We start from the raw sequence: 17,297 nt of genomic DNA, 5'->3' as shown, positions 1-17,297 counted from the left end.
AGTATGAAGAGAGTTTATTTCTTACTTGCATTCTCCGCACTTGGAATGAATGTCTACGGACAGAAAACAACAGATCAGAGAGTTGCAGAACTTTTGTCTAAAATGACACTGGAAGAAAAAGTAGGGCAGATGGTGCAATACAGTGGATTTGAATATGCCACAGGGCCTCAGCATTCTAATTCGGCTGCAGTGCTGGACGAAATTAAAAAGGGGAAAGTGGGCTCTATGCTGAATGTTGCCGGAGCAGAAGAAACCAGAGCATTTCAGAAACTGGCCATGCAGTCCCGATTGAAGATTCCTTTACTGTTTGGCCAAGATGTTATTCATGGATACAGAACTACTTTTCCTGTTAACATCGGGCAGGCTGCGAGTTGGGATCTGGGAATGATAGAAAAATCAGAAAGAATTGCCGCTACAGAAGCCTCTGCTTATGGTATTCACTGGACTTTTGCCCCCATGGTAGATATTGCCAGAGACCCGAGATGGGGAAGAGTGATGGAGGGGCCAGGAGAAGACACTTATCTGGGAACTCAAATCGGATTGGCAAGAATTAAAGGATTTCAGGGGAAAGGATTAGGAAGCCTTGATGCGGTAATGGCTTGCGCAAAACATTTTGCAGCCTATGGTGCAGCGGTGGGCGGCAGAGATTATAATTCTGTTGACATGAGCCTCAGACAACTGAATGAAACCTATCTTCCACCTTTCAAAGCTGCCTCAGAAGCAGGAGTTGCTACGTTCATGAATTCTTTCAATGATATCAATGGAATTCCGGCCACAGCCAATCAATATATCCAGAGAAATTTACTAAAAGGAAAATGGAATTATAAAGGTTTTGTGGTTTCGGACTGGGGCAGTATCGGGGAAATGATTCCTCACGGATATGCAAAAGATACTGCGGAGGCTGCTGAAAAAGCGATACAGGGAGGTAGCGATATGGATATGGAAAGCCGGGTATATATGGCAGAACTTCCGAAACTTGTTAAAGAAGGAAAAGTAGATACTAAACTGGTGGATGATGCTGCAGGAAGAATTTTAACCAAAAAATTCGAGATGGGGCTTTTCGACGATCCTTACCGATTCAGCAATGAGAAAAGACAAAAAGAACAAGTTAATAACCAAGAAAATAGAAAATTCGGAAGGGAGTTCGGTTCTAAGAGTATCGTTCTCCTTAAAAATAAAGATAATATCCTTCCACTTTCAAAAACTGTAAAAACAGTGGCTTTGATTGGTCCGTTCGGAAAAGAAACTGTTTCCAATCATGGGTTTTGGTCTGTAGCTTTTAAAGATGACACCCAAAGAATAGTTTCTCAGTTTGATGGGATTAAAAATCAATTGGATAAAAATTCTACCTTATTATATGCAAAAGGCTGCAATGTAGATGATCAGGACAAAACAATGTTTGCGGAAGCAGTAGAGACCGCCAGAAAAGCAGATGTGGTGATTATGACTTTAGGAGAAGGACATGCGATGAGTGGTGAAGCAAAAAGCCGAAGTACTATTGGCTTTTCCGGGGTACAGGAAGAGCTGTTGAAAGAAATTGCCAAAACAGGAAAACCGATTGTTCTTATGATTAATGCAGGAAGACCTTTGATTTTCAACTGGGCGGCAGACCATATTCCTGCTATTGTTTATACCTGGTGGCTGGGAACGGAAGCAGGAAATTCTATTGCCGATATTCTGTTTGGAACCGTAAACCCAGGCGGAAAGCTTCCGATGACTTTTCCAAGAACTGAAGGACAGATTCCGGTGTATTACAATCATTACAATACGGGAAGACCTGCAAAAAATAATACGGACAGAAATTATGTTTCAGCATATATTGATCTTGACAACGATCCGAAATTCCCGTTTGGATTTGGGTTAAGCTATACAGAATTTACCTATTCCGATTTGGTTTTAAGTTCTGAAAATCTGAAAGGAGACCAGAAATTAAACATCAGTGTTACTGTTTCCAATACTGGGAAATATGATGGTGAGGAAGTGGTGCAGCTTTATATAAGAGATCTTTTTGGGAAAGTAGTAAGACCTGTAAAAGAATTAAAAGGGTTTAAAAAAATATTCATCAAAAAAGGAGAAACTAAAAAAGTAGAATTTACACTGACTCCGGAAAATTTGAAATTTTTTGATGACGAACTGAATTTTGACTGGGAGGCAGGTGAATTTGATATTATGGTGGGAACCAATTCTCAGAATGTACAAACAAAAAGAGTGAATTGGGTGAAATAAATATTCTTTTAACCTGACCACAATAAAAAATATAAATGTCTTTAGCCAAAGCTTAATCATCATAATAATATGAAAATTAAATTCCGAAATACCATTCAGTTTTATACAGCAGGAATATTAGCCTTATCTGTGGCGAATTGTGCTTCAAACAAAGCAGATTCCGGCAGAAAACTGATCTGGAGTGATGAATTTAACGGAAAAGGACTTCCGGATTCATTAAAATGGAACTACGATGTGGGTGGTGGTGGCTATGGAAATGATGAAGCTCAGTTTTATACCAAAAACAGACTGGAAAATGCCAGACTGGAAAACGGAAATCTTTTTATTGAAGCTAAAAAAGAAAATTGGGAAAAGAATAAATATACTTCAGCAAGATTGTTAACCAAGGGGAAATTTTCCTTTCAATATGGAACGGTAGAAGTTCGTGCAAAACTTCCGAAAGGCCGGGGAACATGGTCAGCCATCTGGATGATGAGTGAAAAGATGAAGAAATGGCCCGATGATGGTGAACTTGACATTATGGAACATGTAGGATTTAATCAAGGCTATATCCATGCTTCGGTACATACTAAAAAATACAATCATATTCTGGGAACCCAAAAAACGGATACTTTGATGGTAAAGGATGTAAGTGAGAAATTCCATGTGTATAAAGCAGATTGGACCCCGGAAAAGATAGAGGTGTATATTGATGATCAGAAGTTTTTCACCTATGAAAATAAAGAAAAAGCCTATGAAGCATGGCCTTTTGACCAGCCTTATTTTATCATTTTAAATCTGGCAGTAGGTGGTTTCTGGGGCGGAAAAGAGGGAATAGATGACAGCATCTTTCCACAAAAGTATTATGTAAGGGTCTATCAAAATAAATAATGAAAAAGAGGACATACGGTCCACAAACAAAGAAATCATGAGAAAACTAATCGTAAGTTGTTTTGTAATAGGGATTGCCATCAATGTCAATGCCCAGAATTATTGGAAAAAACACGAAGGGAAAACAGCTAAGGTCATTCTTACCAACTCTAAAGTGAATGAAAGAATGGTAGATAAAGGTCCTGTAAAATTTGAGCAGTTCGGACAGCCAAAGGAAACGGAAGCCTGTATTTTTGTAGCTCCTGGTTTTAAATATCAAAAGCTGATCGGAATTGGAGGCGCTATTACAGATGCATCAGCAGAAACATTCTACAAAATGCCAAAGAACAAGCAAAAAGAAATTCTGGAAGCCTATTTTGGGAAAAACGGATTGGGATACACTGTGGTGCGTACCAATATGAATTCCTGTGACTTCTCCAGCGATTCCTATACCTATGTAGAAGATAACGACACTTCTCTGAAAACTTTCAACGTTGCCCACGATGAAAAGTATAAAATTCCAATGATTAAGGAAGCACAGAAAGCAATAGGAAATAATTTCACCTTTTACTTCTCTCCATGGAGTCCACCAGCCTGGATGAAGTCTAATAAAAGTTTATACAAAGGAGGCAGATTAGAAAATCAATACTATCAGACCTGGGCAGATTACTATATTAAATTCATTAAGGAATACGAAAAAAGAGGAATTAATGTTTGGGGATTAACCGTTCAGAATGAACCTATGGCGACCCAATCCTGGGAATCCTGTATCTATACTGCTGAAGAAGAAGGGGAGTTTCTGAAAAACAACCTAGGTCCAGCTTTATGGAAAAACGGCTATAAAGATAAAAAAGTAATGATCTGGGATCACAACAGAGATCTGATTTATCAAAGAGCAACTACCACACTTGGTGACCCTGAAACTTCAAAATATGCCCATGGAATAGGATATCACTGGTATGAAACATGGAATAATAAAACCCAGCTATTTGACAACTTAGCAGAAACCCATAGAGCTTTCCCAGATAAATTTCTTGCCTTCACGGAAGGCTGTAAAGAGCAGTTTGCCATGGACAGAATTTATGATGTAAGCCTAGGTGAACTATACAGCAAAAATATGCTGAACGATTTTAATAAAGGAAATGCTTTATGGACAGACTGGAATATACTGTTGGATGAGACCGGCGGACCCAACCATAAAGGAAATTTCTGTTTTGCACCTATCATTGCCGATACAAAAACAGGGGAGGTGTTTTATACTTATGAATACTACTACATCGGACATGTATCAAAATACATCAAACCTAATGCACAAAGGATAGGTTCATCTTCCAACAGAGCGGCATTAACATCTTCTGCTTTTATGAATGAAAACGGTCAATTGGTTACTGTAATTATGAACGATTCCGATAATGATATCGAAACTAATCTTTGGATTGAAGGCATGGCGGCTAAGGTAAATGCTCCGGCACACTCTATACAGACCGTAATTTTATAACTTCATATTAGTATTATTTTAAAAGAATCGGCGGCCTCGAAGAGGCCGCCGATTCATGATTTTGATATGATCATATTTTTTGCACGATACATTAAGAAGAGCATCGCAATGGTGATGCCCTTCTTTTTCAAAGTGATGTACATAGTCTTCCTTTTTTTAAAGTTAAATTTAAAAACAAAACCAATCTTATGACACTTCCTATTAAACCAATAAAATTTATATCCATTTTTTTATTGTGAATAAATTTTTACTGCAGTTTTCATTCCTGTTTTTAATCCAAAATAGCTAATTTTAGTGGAATTTCCTTTATATAAGTTTAAGGAATCTTATTATGAAAAAAACGGAGAAAAATAAGTTCATAAGATTTTTAAATAGCAGGGTATTAATGACCGTGCTTTCAATTTTTTTATACTCTTGTCTTAGTGCCCAACAGAAACAAAACTTTATAAGATCTAAAATAGATTCATTGCTAGATATTAAAACAGAAAAAGCTTTCAATGGGGTTATTCTTATTTCTCAAAACGGACAAACTTTATATTCTAAAGTAAAAGGATATTCTAATATTGAAAGGAGAATTCTGATAGGGCCAGATGACCAGTTTATTAGTGGATCAATAGCAAAACAATTTACTTCTGCATTAGTATTACAAGCATATGAAAAGAAATTGTTAGTTTTGGATATACCTATCGGTCAATATATACCAGAGCTTTCACAATCCTGGAAAGATACAATTACCATCAGATTACTTTTAAATCATACCAGTGGAATAGAAGCTTTGGATAAGCCAACCCTATTTATACCAGGAACTCAATTTGATTATTCTCATTCTACTGTTACTTATGATCTACTTGCTAAAATACTAGAGAAAATATACCGTAAATCTTTTACAGAAATCACAATGGCATTATTTGAAAAGTGCGGAATGAAAAATACCTACCACCCCAATATCAAAAAATATACGAGATTAACGACTCCTTATACTGAAAACGAGAATGGGCAACTGGATATTGAAACCAATAGCTTTATGTATTCTAATTCTCCTGCAGGTGGAACTTTTATAACAACAGCTTCTGACCTAAATAAATGGAATCAACTTTATTTTGAAGGGAAATTACTCAAAAAGAAAACGATGGAATTATTATTAACCAAGCAAAAAAACTCAATCAGAAATCATCCTGTTTTAGGATTAACAGAATATGGACTTGGAGTTACTATTGATACCAGCGATGATGTTTTAAGGATTGGCCAAACAGGATTTGTACCAGGGTATGTTACTGAAAATTATTTTTTCCCGGAAAATCATATTGGGGTTACTGTTCTAAGCAATGTTGACTATAATTCTGGCGGATTTAAAGAAACATTCAAATACCATACAGCAGTATTGGATATTATACATGAATATTTGAAGAAGGAATAAATTAATTAGAAATATAGTAGAGTGTATCAAGAATTTATCAAAGCTTCTTAAAAACTGAAAATTTCTGTGCAATAAAATAACAATCCACCATTAATAGATACAATAAATCGGCGGCCTCGTAGAGGCCGCCGATTTGATTTATAATATATTAAATACTGTTATTCAGTATCATATTTACCAATCACTTTTTGAGTAACTCCCGAGCTGCTGAAACCTCCATCATGGAAAAGATTCTGCATGGTTACTTTTTTAGTAAGATCAGAGAATAAAGTTACACAATAGTCTGCACATTCAAGAGCTGTAGCATTTCCTAGTGGAGACATATCTTCAGCATAACCAAGGAATCCACCGAAACCTTTCACACCACTACCGGCAGTAGTCATTGTTGGAGACTGAGAAACCGTGTTTACACGTACTTTTCTCTCTCCCCAATAGTTTCCGAAAGTTCTTGCGATACTTTCAAGGTAAGCCTTGTTATCAGACATATCATTGTAATCAGGGAATGTTCTCTGAGCTGCAATATAAGTAAGTGCAAGGATGCTTCCCCACTCATTCATACAGTCTTTCTCCCAAGCCACACGCATTACTTTATGGAAAGAAACCGCTGAAATATCCCAGCCTTTTTCCAACCAATCGTAGTTCATTTCCGTATAGTGTTTTCCTTTTCTTACATTGATAGACATTCCGATAGAATGAAGGATAAAGTCGATTTTACCAAATTTTGCAACCGCAGCATCAAAAAGTTTTTCAAGATCTTCGATAGAAGTAGCATCTGCAGCAATCACTTCAGAACCTGTTTTTTCGGCTAAACCATTAAGTTCTCCCATTCTCAAAGCGATAGGAGCGTTAGATAAGATGAATTCTGCACCTTCCTCATGACATCTCTCAGCAACTTTCCATGCGATAGATTGTTCATTAAGGGCTCCAAATATAATTCCCTTTTTGCCTTTAAGTAAACCGTATGACATAATTTTTTAATGTTTATTGAAATACAAATGTAGCAATAATTGTGGTTATGACATAATAAAAATGGAGCCTTATCAATTATAAGGCCCCATTTTCTTGAAAATATTTATATGACTGAAATTTTAATTGGTTTTCTTATTCCATTCTGCCTTCACATCCTCTGCTGCATCTTTAGTTTTTTCCCAAGCTTCATCTGCTTTATCTTTAATATCTTCCCATGCATCGGATACATTAGCTTTTACCCTGTCTAGCCAGTCTTCCTGTTTGGCTTCTTCGTCATTATTCCGTTTTTCATTAATATAGTCCTTGGCTCTATCTGCCAATTCATTGATTTTCCATTTGGCATTTTCCGTTGCATTCTGTAAAGAATTTTCTACATTGTTTACTGCATTTTCCGCTTTGTTGTAATCTGAATTGTTCATAATACTATAAATTTGGTTTGGTACTATTGAATAAACAATAACCATTCCTAAATCAAGATGGCTTTGTTAAACTTTTCATAATCTTTTGTTATACTTTTCTAAATCAGTTTACCTTTATCTCTATAATATGAAAATTATGGAAAAAGTACGCTGTGCATGGTGCGAAAAAGATGATCTCTACAAAAAATATCATGATGAAGAGTGGGGGAAACCTGTGTATGATGATGAAACTATATTTGAATTTCTTATTCTGGAAAGCTTTCAGGCAGGTTTGAGCTGGTATACCATTTTGTCTAAAAGAAACAACTTCAGAAAAGCTTTTGACCATTTTGATTATAAAAAAGTAGCTGCTTATTCTGAAAATAGAAGAGTTAATGAATAATGCCGGAATTATCCGAAATAAGCTTAAAATATTAGCTACAATAACCAATGCAAAGAAATTTATGGAAGTGCAGACAGAATTCGGAAGCTTTTCAAAATACATCTGGGGATTTATAGATGGAAAACCCATTGATAATAAACCGAAAACTTTATCAGATGTCCCGGCAACAACTGAAATTTCCGATACCATTTCTAGAGATCTTAAGAAAAGAGGATTTAAATTCGTGGGTTCAACAGTTATTTATGCTCATATGCAGGCCACGGGTATGGTGAATGATCATATTGAAACTTGTTTCATTAGAAAGTGATAAATTGTATTTTATTCAATTTTATGTGATGTTTTTTGTTTATTGTTCAAATGATTTATCTGGTTTAATTGATTTTAATTCACTAAATTTTAATGAATAATGGGTTGCATAAACTATTGTTAATTAGAAGTTTTTTCATTTTAAAGTGAATAGAGACTGCTTTAGTCACTTTAATGTGTTTTAAATTATTGAATTTCTAATAAAACTGTGTATTTATTAAAAAGTTTGTATATTTGCACCTCTGAAAAAATAGGTGATGCAAGGAAATTATAAATTAAGATTTAGTCTTCTCTTTTTACTCTTTACGTTTTTTACATTTGCACAGGTTGGAATTGGTACGCCAAATCCTGATACTTCTGCTATGCTTCATGTAAGTGCTAAAGATAAAGGAGTATTGCTTCCAAGCGTTGCCCTGACTTCGGATACGGATATTACTACAGTTCCTTCTCCCGCAGATGGTCTTATTGTATGGAATAACGGAAAATCAGGATTAGCGGAAGCTGGATTTTATTATTGGTTTGCTTCCAAATGGAATAGACTGTCAACGTCTGCTAATACCAATAAAGGAATTGATGGTGCTGGATGGAATACTATGGGAGAGAATGCAGGAACATATAGTGGAGCCAATACTGCTTTGTCATTAGGAACAAAAACAATGGATGACCTGGTCTTTAAAGTAAATGCTGCCACAGCAGGAAGATTAGGAGTAGATAACTCTGTAAGTTTCGGTTTAGGTGCTAATGCTGGCCAGAACGGAATTGCTATCGGAAGTTCAAGTTCTGCATTTCAGGGGATTTCCATTGGTAATGCTGCAGCAGTTTCAGCAAATGATGCATTAGCAATAGGAAATAAATCAACAGCTGGTGCTTTTAAGTCAACAGCTATTGGATATAATGCACAAACCAGTAAAAATGAATCCACAGCCATTGGAAACAATGCTTCAGCAGGAGGTTTCCAATCTATTGCAGTGGGATTTAATGCAAAAACAAATACAAACAGTGAAACCGCTTTAGGATATAATACTGTTACTAATAAAGAAAACTCTACAGCAGTAGGTTCAGGAGCTAATGCTCTGGGACAGTTTTCTACTGCCATAGGATATGGAGCAAATACCTCTCAGGCCAATGCTGTTGTGTTGGGGAATAATAATGCGAATGTAGGCATTGGCACAGAGGCTCCAAATACTTCTGCAAGATTGGATGTGAATGGGCAGTATAAGCTTGGTGAAAAAGGCAGTGTGCAGAAAAACCAGATCAGTTTTGAAGTATGGCCGGGAGTTTCCATTAATAATATGCCTCCGGGAAAATCTGCTACATTGGAAATTGCAGTTCCATCAGGATTTCAACCAAGTTCTACAAGGGCCGTTGTTGTTGTCTCTCCAGCCGGAGATTTTGCAGGAAATTCAACATTCTCCATCTCTAATCCAAGAATGACTTCCACTTCAAGTATTGTGATTAACCTTACCAATATTTCAGGAAGTGCCAACAGTCTAAACTCTGGTCACTTTTATGTGATGATCAACGAGTTTTAAATTTGATAATAAGTTTTATTATAGTTGATATGGTGTTAAAGCTCTCTGGTTTCGGAGAGCTTTTTTTATAAAAATACCTATCATGTCTCTTGCAGATTATTAATTGATTGCTCATAAAGAATTAATATTTTAAACAAATATATTGTGTGCAAAATAAAATAAGTATTTTTGTCTTTAAAAATAAATTATGATGGCTCTTTCAGAACACTTATGCTTTAAGACCTATGCTGTTTCAAGATATATTACAGGCTTATACAAACCTTATCTGGATGAAATTTCATTAACTTATCCTCAATATCTGGTAATGCTGGTCTTATGGGAAAATGGAGGAATGAACATAGGGAAGATCGGTGAACATCTTCATTTGGATAATGGAACTTTGACTCCATTACTTAAACGCATGGAAAAACATGGTCTTTTAAGTAGAACCCGCAGTGTAAATGATGAGAGAGTAGTGCTTATCAGCCTTACCGAAAATGGAAAATCCCTGAAAGATAAAGCGAGGCATATCCCGGAAGCCGTTCAGGAGTGTTTTCATCTGGATGAAGAAAAAAAGAATCAATTAATGTTTGCGCTGGACGAAATATTATCAACACAATCCATTTCCAAAATATGAAGAAAATAGGAATTATAGGCTATGGCTGGCTTGGAGAGAGAATTGCACCCGCCTTATCAGCTCACTATGAAATATATACCACCACTACCACTGAAGAAAAAGCTGAAAAACTTAATGCTAAAGGACTGCATGCTATACTTGCCAGCTTTCCGGATTATCAGCTTTCCGGACCTTATCCCAAATGGGATATGATGGAAAGCCTTGACGTTTTAATTATTACCATTCCGATTTCGGAGAAAAGTTGTTGTGTAAGCTCTCTTTACAACAGAATTCAAAATTTAGCAGCATTTGTTGGCGACTTTAAAGGACAGATGTTTTTAATGAGTTCTACAGGTGTTTATCCCGATCTAGATAAAGAGTTTACCGAAGTTGATATTCCTGTTGAAAAAATTTCAGGAGAACGAATGATAAAAAGCAAATATTCACAGGTAAATATTCTGAGACTTGGAGGGTTGATGGGAGACAATAGGCTGCTGAAGAATTATAATATCAGTAACCTGGAAGCAGCTGTTAATCATATTCACTATGTAGATATTGCGGGTATTCTCTTAAATATGATCGAAAATGAAACAGAAGGATGTCTGTATAATGTAACAGCTCCGTTACATCCGTCAAAGTCTCAGGTAATCAACGCCCAGAAAAATATAGAGGATAGGAAAGGAGCCCTTGAAGTAAAAGGAAAGAAAGTCCTGTCTTCAAAATTGGTTTCAGAACTGGGATATGATTTTCAATATCCTGATCCACGGACATTTCATAATAATTAGTTTGAAGAAATTAAGTTTCATCAAGAATATCAAAAAGATCCCTTAAGACAGGATTTCTTCAAGCGAAGCTCATCTTAATATTCTTAAAATCTTAATTATAAATTCAATAGGAACGGGCTTTAGTCCGTTCTTTTTTATCAAGATTCCATTGGCTTTAGCCAAACTTATAAAAAAGCCCCCGAAAATAATTTCCAGAGGCTTGTATTCAATAAAAACGGCATTTGCCATTTAATTTTATCTAAAAATATTCCTTTACCTCAATTCAATCTGCTGATCGGTATGAAACAGGAGGTGAATTGTCCTATAAAGATTTATTTAATAATTCTGTCAAGAACCCAAGTGATCAGGTTTTTCTCAGAATTGTGGTGGTCTGTAGAGAACTCTCCACGTCTTCTGTTTGCCACTACGTTATTTACAGTGATAGCTTTGTGACCTAATAGTTTTGAAAATGCATAGATGGCAGAGGTTTCCATTTCAAAGTTGGTTACTCCAAGGTCATTCAATGTTTCAAGGAATTTATCATCCACAGCCTTTAAACGAAGCTGTCTTCCCTGTGGTGCATAGAACCCTGGAAATGTAGCTGTATTTCCGTGGTACTTGGCATCTTTGTAATATTCACCCATTTCTTCTGCCCAGTCTGAGAAGTAAAGCATTGGTTTGATCTTTTCGTAAGGGAATCTTTCCATGAAGCTTTTTGAAAACTCATTTTCGAAGTTGTAATCCTGGTAGAAGTGCATTAAGCCATCTAATCCTACTACGTTTTGAGTAACCAGCATATTGTCAACCTGTACATCAGGATTCACACTTCCACAAGTTCCCATACGGAATAATTCAAGGGCTTTGTGCTCCGTTTTGAACTCCTTGTTTTTAAGATCGATATTTACCAGAGCATCCAGTTCGTTCATAACGATATCGATGTTCTCAGTTCCGATACCGGTAGACATTACTGTGATTCTTTCCCCTCTAAGTGTCCCTGTATGGGTGTAGAATTCTCTTTTATTTTTTTTGATCTCTACGGTGTCAAAATATTTTGAAACCTTAGCTACTCTGTCCGGATCACCTACAAGGATGATCTTATCTGCGATATCTTCAGGTAAAAGGTTCAGGTGGTATACACTTCCGTCTTCATTCAGAATAAGTTCTGAGTCAGCAAGCTTGTTTAGCATAATTTATATTTTTTGTTTTTAATCAATGAAAATTGCTTCCTTATAAGGTGAAGCCATGAGTTCGTAAATAGAGTCATATTCTTCAATAATCCTTTTTTGCCCATTGATTACTTCATATACTGTAACAATGGTCTTTTCAATGTTTTTAGGATCTTTTCTCTGTGAAGTGATCTCATAGAAATGATTATCTTTTTTAAGAACAGAGATCAGTTCTTCTTTAGTAGAATTATTGGAAGTCATCATTCCCGGAAACTCTATAACAATGTCTTTAAGTTCTGTATAGGTTTTGTAAGGTCTGGTTACTCCATTGGAATACACATAAACGTTGGGGATCTCTTTATCTTTTTCCAGGCGGATCAGATAGTAATCACTGCCTTTTTTTTCTGCATATACAGCCATTTCCTGCTGTTTTAAAGGTTGTTTTTCTGCTTGCTTTTTCTTTTGTGAAAATGCAGTAAGAGAAAGAAAACTTGCTGTAACAGCCAACAATAATTTTGTTTTCATACTTCTGTTTTAGTTTTGATGTGTTGAATTTAATTAAAAAACTCCTCTCCCAATAACCTCTCGCCATTATTATTGCCGGTATTTTAGAATAAACCGTTCCTTAAAGAATAATGAATCTGATTTCGGGGTTTAAAATTAGTGAAAAATATTGTATCAGAAATATAAACATTATTTAATCTGCTATTAAAGTTAAGATAATATCAGATTAATAGCTTTGCCGCTAAAAATTCATGAGATCTTATCCACTACTTGTGGTCATCCTTTTAATAGGATTCGCAGTAATGTCCTTTAATCCTGTTTACAAAGGAAAAGAAAGTGAGAATACATATATTAATAAAGGCTTAACTGATTTTAAAGGTAAGCTCGAGCAGCTGAAATCTGATGTACGGGAGTTCTCAGAAGATCGTATTTCTCTGGAAGAATTGCAGACATCATTGAAGAATACGAGAAATTCATTTAAGGAAATAGAGTTCTATATTGCCTATCATTACCCTGAATTTACCAAAACCCATCTTAATGCGGCTCCTCTTTTTCATATTGAGGCAGCAGGTACCTCTGCCTATACACTTCCGCCTGAAGGATTACAGGTTTTAGATGAACTGATATTTTCTGAAGAAGCGGGAAATGAAAAAGAAAAGATCAAAACCATTACCGATTTTTTATATAACAGTTATTCAGGGTTCTACCTGAGTGCCATGAAAAATGGAATGAGTAAAGGAAACAACAAGACTTTGCCCTTGCGTATAGAATTAATCAGAATATATTCCCTTGGGGTAACAGGTTTCGATACTCCGGGTTCCTTAAATATTTCCGAAGAAGCCAGCCATGCGTTTTCAGGAATGCAGAAATATATTAATGATGATCCTTATTTTAAAAATTATAATACCCAAAAAGCAGATCAGACCCTAACGCAAGCCATCAGCTATCTTTCAAAAAATAAAGATTTTGAAACCTTTGACCGGATTGAATTTTATAAAAAATATATTCAGCCTTTGTATGAAGAACTGGGAAAATGGGATGGAAAAGCTGATGACCTGAAAGAGTTTTCCGGCTGGAATGTCAGCAATAAAAACTTTTTCAGCAGTGATTTTCTGGATCCTTATTTTTATACATTGCTGAAGTTTTCGGAAGATAATCCGGATCTTAGAAGCCTTGGGAAATCAATTTTCTATGATGAGAATCTAAGCGGTAACGGCAAAATGAGCTGTGCAACCTGCCACCTTCAGGAAAATGCCTTTACTGATCTTAAAACCAAGTCTCCAAGCAATGTGGAAGGGAAAACTGTACTGAGGAATTCACCGTCTCTGTATAATGCTGTTTTTGCAAAAAGATTTTTCTATGATCTGCGTGCTTTTTATCTTGAACAGCAGGCCGAACACGTAATTTATAATGAAGATGAGTTTAATACAAGCTATGAAAGTATTATTCAGAAGCTAAAAACAAAACCTGAATATAAAAAGGCTTTCCGTACTGCCTTCAAAGATGGTAAGATCAATAAAGAAAACTTTTCAAAGGCCCTAAGCTCTTATGTAGCCTCGTTGTATTCTTTTGACAGTGATTTTGACCGTTTTATGAGAAATGAAAAGAATGTTTCTGAAGAGGTGAAAAAAGGGTTCAACCTGTTCATGGGAAAAGCGAATTGTGCCACCTGCCATTTTGCTCCTCATTTTTCAGGGTTGGTTCCTCCATTTTTTAATGAAAATGAGTCTGAGGTTCTGGGGGTGACAGCAAAACCTATTAAACAACTTCCTGTAGAACTGGATCAGGATCCCGGAAGGGGAAATAGTCCGGTGAAAAAGGAAAAATCATGGATCTATGATTATTCATTCAAAACGGTTACTGTCAGAAATATTGCGCTTACAAAACCTTATTTCCATAATGGGGCTTTCAGTACTCTGGAAGAGGTTCTGGATTTTTACAATGAAGGTGGTGGAGAAGGGTTAGGACTAAAAATGAAGAATCAGACCCTTGCACCGGATAAATTAAACCTTACCCAGACGGAAATGAACCAGATTATTGCCTTTCTGAATGCTCTTACGGATGTGAGTAAAGCGAAGTAAGCGAATTTCAGGATAGATAAGCTAGAATTTTACCATATCTAATTAAACCTAACAGATTTCTAAAACCTGTTAGGTTTTCTTGTCTATGAAGTAAGAGTATTCCCAAAAAACAAAAGGTTTTTTCTATTCCCACACCCGCATCACTAAAAATAGACGCTGATTATTTAACAGAAATTTAATCCCCTTAACATTAGGTTTTAAATTAATTAATATTCTCCCACCCATATTTAAAGTCCTATTAACAGGAACGTGCTCTTTAAAAAATAGTTTTGCAAGGTCTAATAAATCAAATTAAAAATGAAGAAAAAACTACTAACAATTGGAGCTTTGGCTCTATTTGCTGGGTCAACCATTCAGGCGCAGACCATTATTTTTGATAAAGGAACATCCTGGAGCTACCAAGACCTTGAGCAGGCACAACCTGATGCATGGAAGACCAAGAACTACGATATCTCTTCCTGGCCTGCTGGTAATAGCCCATTAGGATATGGTGATCCTGTTACTACTACCATTCATGGCGGTACTACTGGTCTGATTACAGCATATTTTGCAAAGGATTTTACCGTAAACCTTTCAACACTTTCCGATAATATGGAGCTTGGAGTGATGAGAGATGATGGTATTGTAGTTTACCTTAACGGGGAGGAAGTGATAAGAGATAATATGCCTGCAGGTACAATTACATACAATACTTTCTCAAGCACAACAATTGATGGTGCAGCTGAGAATGTGTATAATGTTTTCTCTATTCCAAAATCAAAATTTATCAACGGTGTTAACAGAATTTCTGTTGAATTACATAACAGAAGTGTAAGCAGTTCAGATCTTAGAATTGATGCTTACCTGAAAACAACATCTAATACTACACCTACACCTGTTGTATGTAACGGATCACACATTAGCTGCTTTACTTCAATTGTTCCTACTGCACAAACCAATAAACTTATTATTCCTGCAGAGCATAAATATCAGCTTATTTTAAAAGAAGGTGATAACTATACTGAAGGTGGAGGTTTAGTAGGCGGTCAGAACGACTTTACAGCATATGTTGCCAAATCAGGAAGCAGTACAAATGGTTACCTTTCAGTAAACCATGAAACCAATCCGGGAGGGGTTACTATGGCTGAGGTTAATTATAATGTTGGTACAAAGCTTTGGCAGTTGACAAGATCAAGAGCGGTAAGTTTCTCAGATCCTAGTTTAGTGCAAACAATCAGAAACTGTTCGGGAGGAGTTACTCCTTGGGGAACTGTAGTGACAGCAGAAGAATCTGTAACTTCTAATGATTCAAACAATGACGGATACAAAGATTACGGATGGTTGGTAGAAATTGATCCTGCAACAGCTCAGGTTATTTCTAAAAATACAGACGGTTCTAAAGGGAAACTTTGGCAGATGGGAATTATGAACCATGAAAATGTGGTGATTAATAATGCTGGAACCACTGCATATTATGGTGAGGATGGTGGAACTCACATGGTGTATAAATATGTGATGGATACACCAAATAATCTTGCTTCAGGAAATCTTTATGTTTTAAAATTAGATCAGGGATTAACAGCAGCAGGAGATCCGGCTGGAACTACAGCAACATGGATTCAGGTTCCTAACAAAACTAAAGCAGATCAAAATAATACAGCATCACTTGCTCAATCATTAGGAGGAACAAGGTTTAATGGAGTAGAAGATGTAGATATCAGCCCTCTGGATGGGAAAATCTATTTCACGGCAAAAGGGTTAGATAAGGTTTACCGTTTACAGGACAACGGAGCAACAGCTTCTCAGGTGGAGACATTCGTAGGAGGTGCTAACTCTGTATACTCTTTTGAAACAGCACAAGGTTCAAAATCTGAAGCATGGGGCGATGGAAATGACAACCTTACTTTTGATGAACTTGGAAACCTTTGGGTACTTCAGGATGGTGGTAAAAACTATATCTGGGTAATTGCTCCAGATCATACACAGGCCAATCCGAAAGTGAAATTATTTGCATCTATGCCGGCAGGATCTGAACCTACGGGATTAACATTTACCCCTGACCATAAATTCGGGTTCTTCTCTATCCAGCATCCGGATTCTACCATCTCTACAGATGTTGATGCTACAGGAAATACGATTGACTATAGAGGGAAATCAGCTACAATAGTTATTGCTCTTAAAGGAAACCTGGGAACACAAGGTTCTTTAGGAACAATTGAAAACGTAGCTTCTGAAAACACAGTAACAGTAGCACCGAACCCAACCTCAGGAATGGTGAAAATCAATTCGCCAAAAGGCTTAAAAGATATTTCTGTAACTGCTTATAGTATGGACGGAAAAATTGTTTATAGCAAGAAGTTCAATGGAACGAACAAAGCATTAGACCTTGATTTTACACAGCAATTGGAAGGGTCTAGAGTTTTAATTCTGAATATTGAAGCAGAAGGAGGATTCCAGAAAACGATAAAACTTTTAAAGAAATAAATTATTTATAATTCCGCCTGTTGGTGACGAAAGTTACTGGCAGGCATTTTCTGTTTATGAAATCGCCATGACTTGCAAACACAAACATACGTCAGAATGATGTGATTTCCTATGGCTTTTAAAAAA

At 36.3% G+C, this 17,297-nt stretch carries 13 protein-coding genes and 1 pseudogene; 10 read left to right on the top strand and 4 right to left on the bottom strand.

The genetic code is table 11. The features are described from left to right. Nucleotides 1-3 precede the first annotated feature (3 nt). From DRF65_RS03945 to DRF65_RS03930, 4 genes are all read left to right on the top strand, one after another. A complete protein-coding gene (locus tag DRF65_RS03945; RefSeq protein ID WP_115968939.1) occupies nucleotides 4-2,226 on the top strand; it encodes a glycoside hydrolase family 3 N-terminal domain-containing protein in 2,223 nt (740 codons plus the stop codon). Between the two features lie 69 nt (nucleotides 2,227-2,295). Next, nucleotides 2,296-3,096 (top strand): glycoside hydrolase family 16 protein, encoded by an 801-nt coding sequence (locus DRF65_RS03940; protein WP_115968938.1) that lies wholly within the window; start codon nucleotides 2,296-2,298, stop codon nucleotides 3,094-3,096. A 37-nt stretch (nucleotides 3,097-3,133) separates the two neighbouring features. Next, on the top strand, nucleotides 3,134-4,573 hold the full coding sequence (locus DRF65_RS03935; RefSeq protein ID WP_115968937.1) for a glycoside hydrolase family 30 protein: 1,440 nt from the start codon (nucleotides 3,134-3,136) through the stop codon (nucleotides 4,571-4,573). Nucleotides 4,574-5,039: 466 nt separating this feature from the next. Then, complete coding sequence (locus tag DRF65_RS03930; protein ID WP_228438499.1) at nucleotides 5,040-5,990, top strand: serine hydrolase domain-containing protein; 951 nt, start codon at nucleotides 5,040-5,042, stop codon at nucleotides 5,988-5,990. Between the two features lie 158 nt (nucleotides 5,991-6,148). Here the strand turns inward: DRF65_RS03930 and DRF65_RS03925 are convergent, their stop codons facing one another. Both DRF65_RS03925 and DRF65_RS03920 read right to left on the bottom strand, forming a co-directional pair. Further along, a complete protein-coding gene (locus tag DRF65_RS03925; protein ID WP_089733984.1) occupies nucleotides 6,149-6,958 on the bottom strand; it encodes an enoyl-ACP reductase FabI in 810 nt (269 codons plus the stop codon). A gap of 120 nt (nucleotides 6,959-7,078) precedes the next feature. Further along, nucleotides 7,079-7,378, bottom strand: a complete 300-nt coding sequence (locus DRF65_RS03920) for a hypothetical protein (RefSeq protein WP_115968936.1) — start codon at nucleotides 7,376-7,378, stop codon at nucleotides 7,079-7,081. A gap of 136 nt (nucleotides 7,379-7,514) precedes the next feature. Here DRF65_RS03920 and DRF65_RS03915 point away from each other — a divergent pair. The 4 genes and pseudogenes from DRF65_RS03915 to DRF65_RS03900 all read left to right on the top strand — a co-directional run bounded on the left by DRF65_RS03915 (nucleotide 7,515) and on the right by DRF65_RS03900 (nucleotide 10,978). Then, nucleotides 7,515-8,067, top strand: a pseudogene (locus DRF65_RS03915) (DNA-3-methyladenine glycosylase I). A gap of 256 nt (nucleotides 8,068-8,323) precedes the next feature. Beyond that, nucleotides 8,324-9,598, top strand: coding sequence for a hypothetical protein (locus tag DRF65_RS03910; RefSeq protein WP_115968935.1), 1,275 nt, complete (start codon nucleotides 8,324-8,326; stop codon nucleotides 9,596-9,598). A gap of 187 nt (nucleotides 9,599-9,785) precedes the next feature. Continuing rightward, nucleotides 9,786-10,214 (top strand): MarR family winged helix-turn-helix transcriptional regulator, encoded by a 429-nt coding sequence (locus tag DRF65_RS03905; RefSeq protein ID WP_115968934.1) that lies wholly within the window; start codon nucleotides 9,786-9,788, stop codon nucleotides 10,212-10,214. After that, entirely contained in the window at nucleotides 10,211-10,978 is a 768-nt protein-coding gene (locus tag DRF65_RS03900; protein WP_115968933.1) for a Rossmann-fold NAD(P)-binding domain-containing protein, read from the top strand. The genes DRF65_RS03905 and DRF65_RS03900 overlap by 4 nt, the downstream gene beginning before the upstream one ends. 311 nt (nucleotides 10,979-11,289) lie before the next feature. Here the strand turns inward: DRF65_RS03900 and DRF65_RS03895 are convergent, their stop codons facing one another. Both DRF65_RS03895 and DRF65_RS03890 read right to left on the bottom strand, forming a co-directional pair. Continuing rightward, nucleotides 11,290-12,144 (bottom strand): nucleoside phosphorylase, encoded by an 855-nt coding sequence (locus tag DRF65_RS03895; protein ID WP_115968932.1) that lies wholly within the window; start codon nucleotides 12,142-12,144, stop codon nucleotides 11,290-11,292. An 18-nt stretch (nucleotides 12,145-12,162) separates the two neighbouring features. Beyond that, a complete protein-coding gene (locus DRF65_RS03890) occupies nucleotides 12,163-12,648 on the bottom strand; it encodes a hypothetical protein (RefSeq protein WP_115968931.1) in 486 nt (161 codons plus the stop codon). A gap of 230 nt (nucleotides 12,649-12,878) precedes the next feature. On the opposite strand from DRF65_RS03890, the gene DRF65_RS03885 reads away from it, so the two are divergent. Both DRF65_RS03885 and DRF65_RS03880 read left to right on the top strand, forming a co-directional pair. After that, a complete protein-coding gene (locus tag DRF65_RS03885) occupies nucleotides 12,879-14,708 on the top strand; it encodes a cytochrome-c peroxidase (RefSeq protein ID WP_115968930.1) in 1,830 nt (609 codons plus the stop codon). Between the two features lie 297 nt (nucleotides 14,709-15,005). Continuing rightward, nucleotides 15,006-17,171 (top strand): alkaline phosphatase PhoX, encoded by a 2,166-nt coding sequence (locus tag DRF65_RS03880; RefSeq protein WP_115968929.1) that lies wholly within the window; start codon nucleotides 15,006-15,008, stop codon nucleotides 17,169-17,171. Nucleotides 17,172-17,297: the final 126 nt, after the last annotated feature.

The sequence above is a fragment of the Chryseobacterium pennae genome, from assembly GCF_003385515.1.
Taxonomy (GTDB): Bacteria; Bacteroidota; Bacteroidia; order Flavobacteriales; family Weeksellaceae; genus Chryseobacterium; species Chryseobacterium pennae.
Note: the sequence above shows the minus strand (reverse complement) of the source record. Positions and strands in the feature narration are given on the sequence as shown.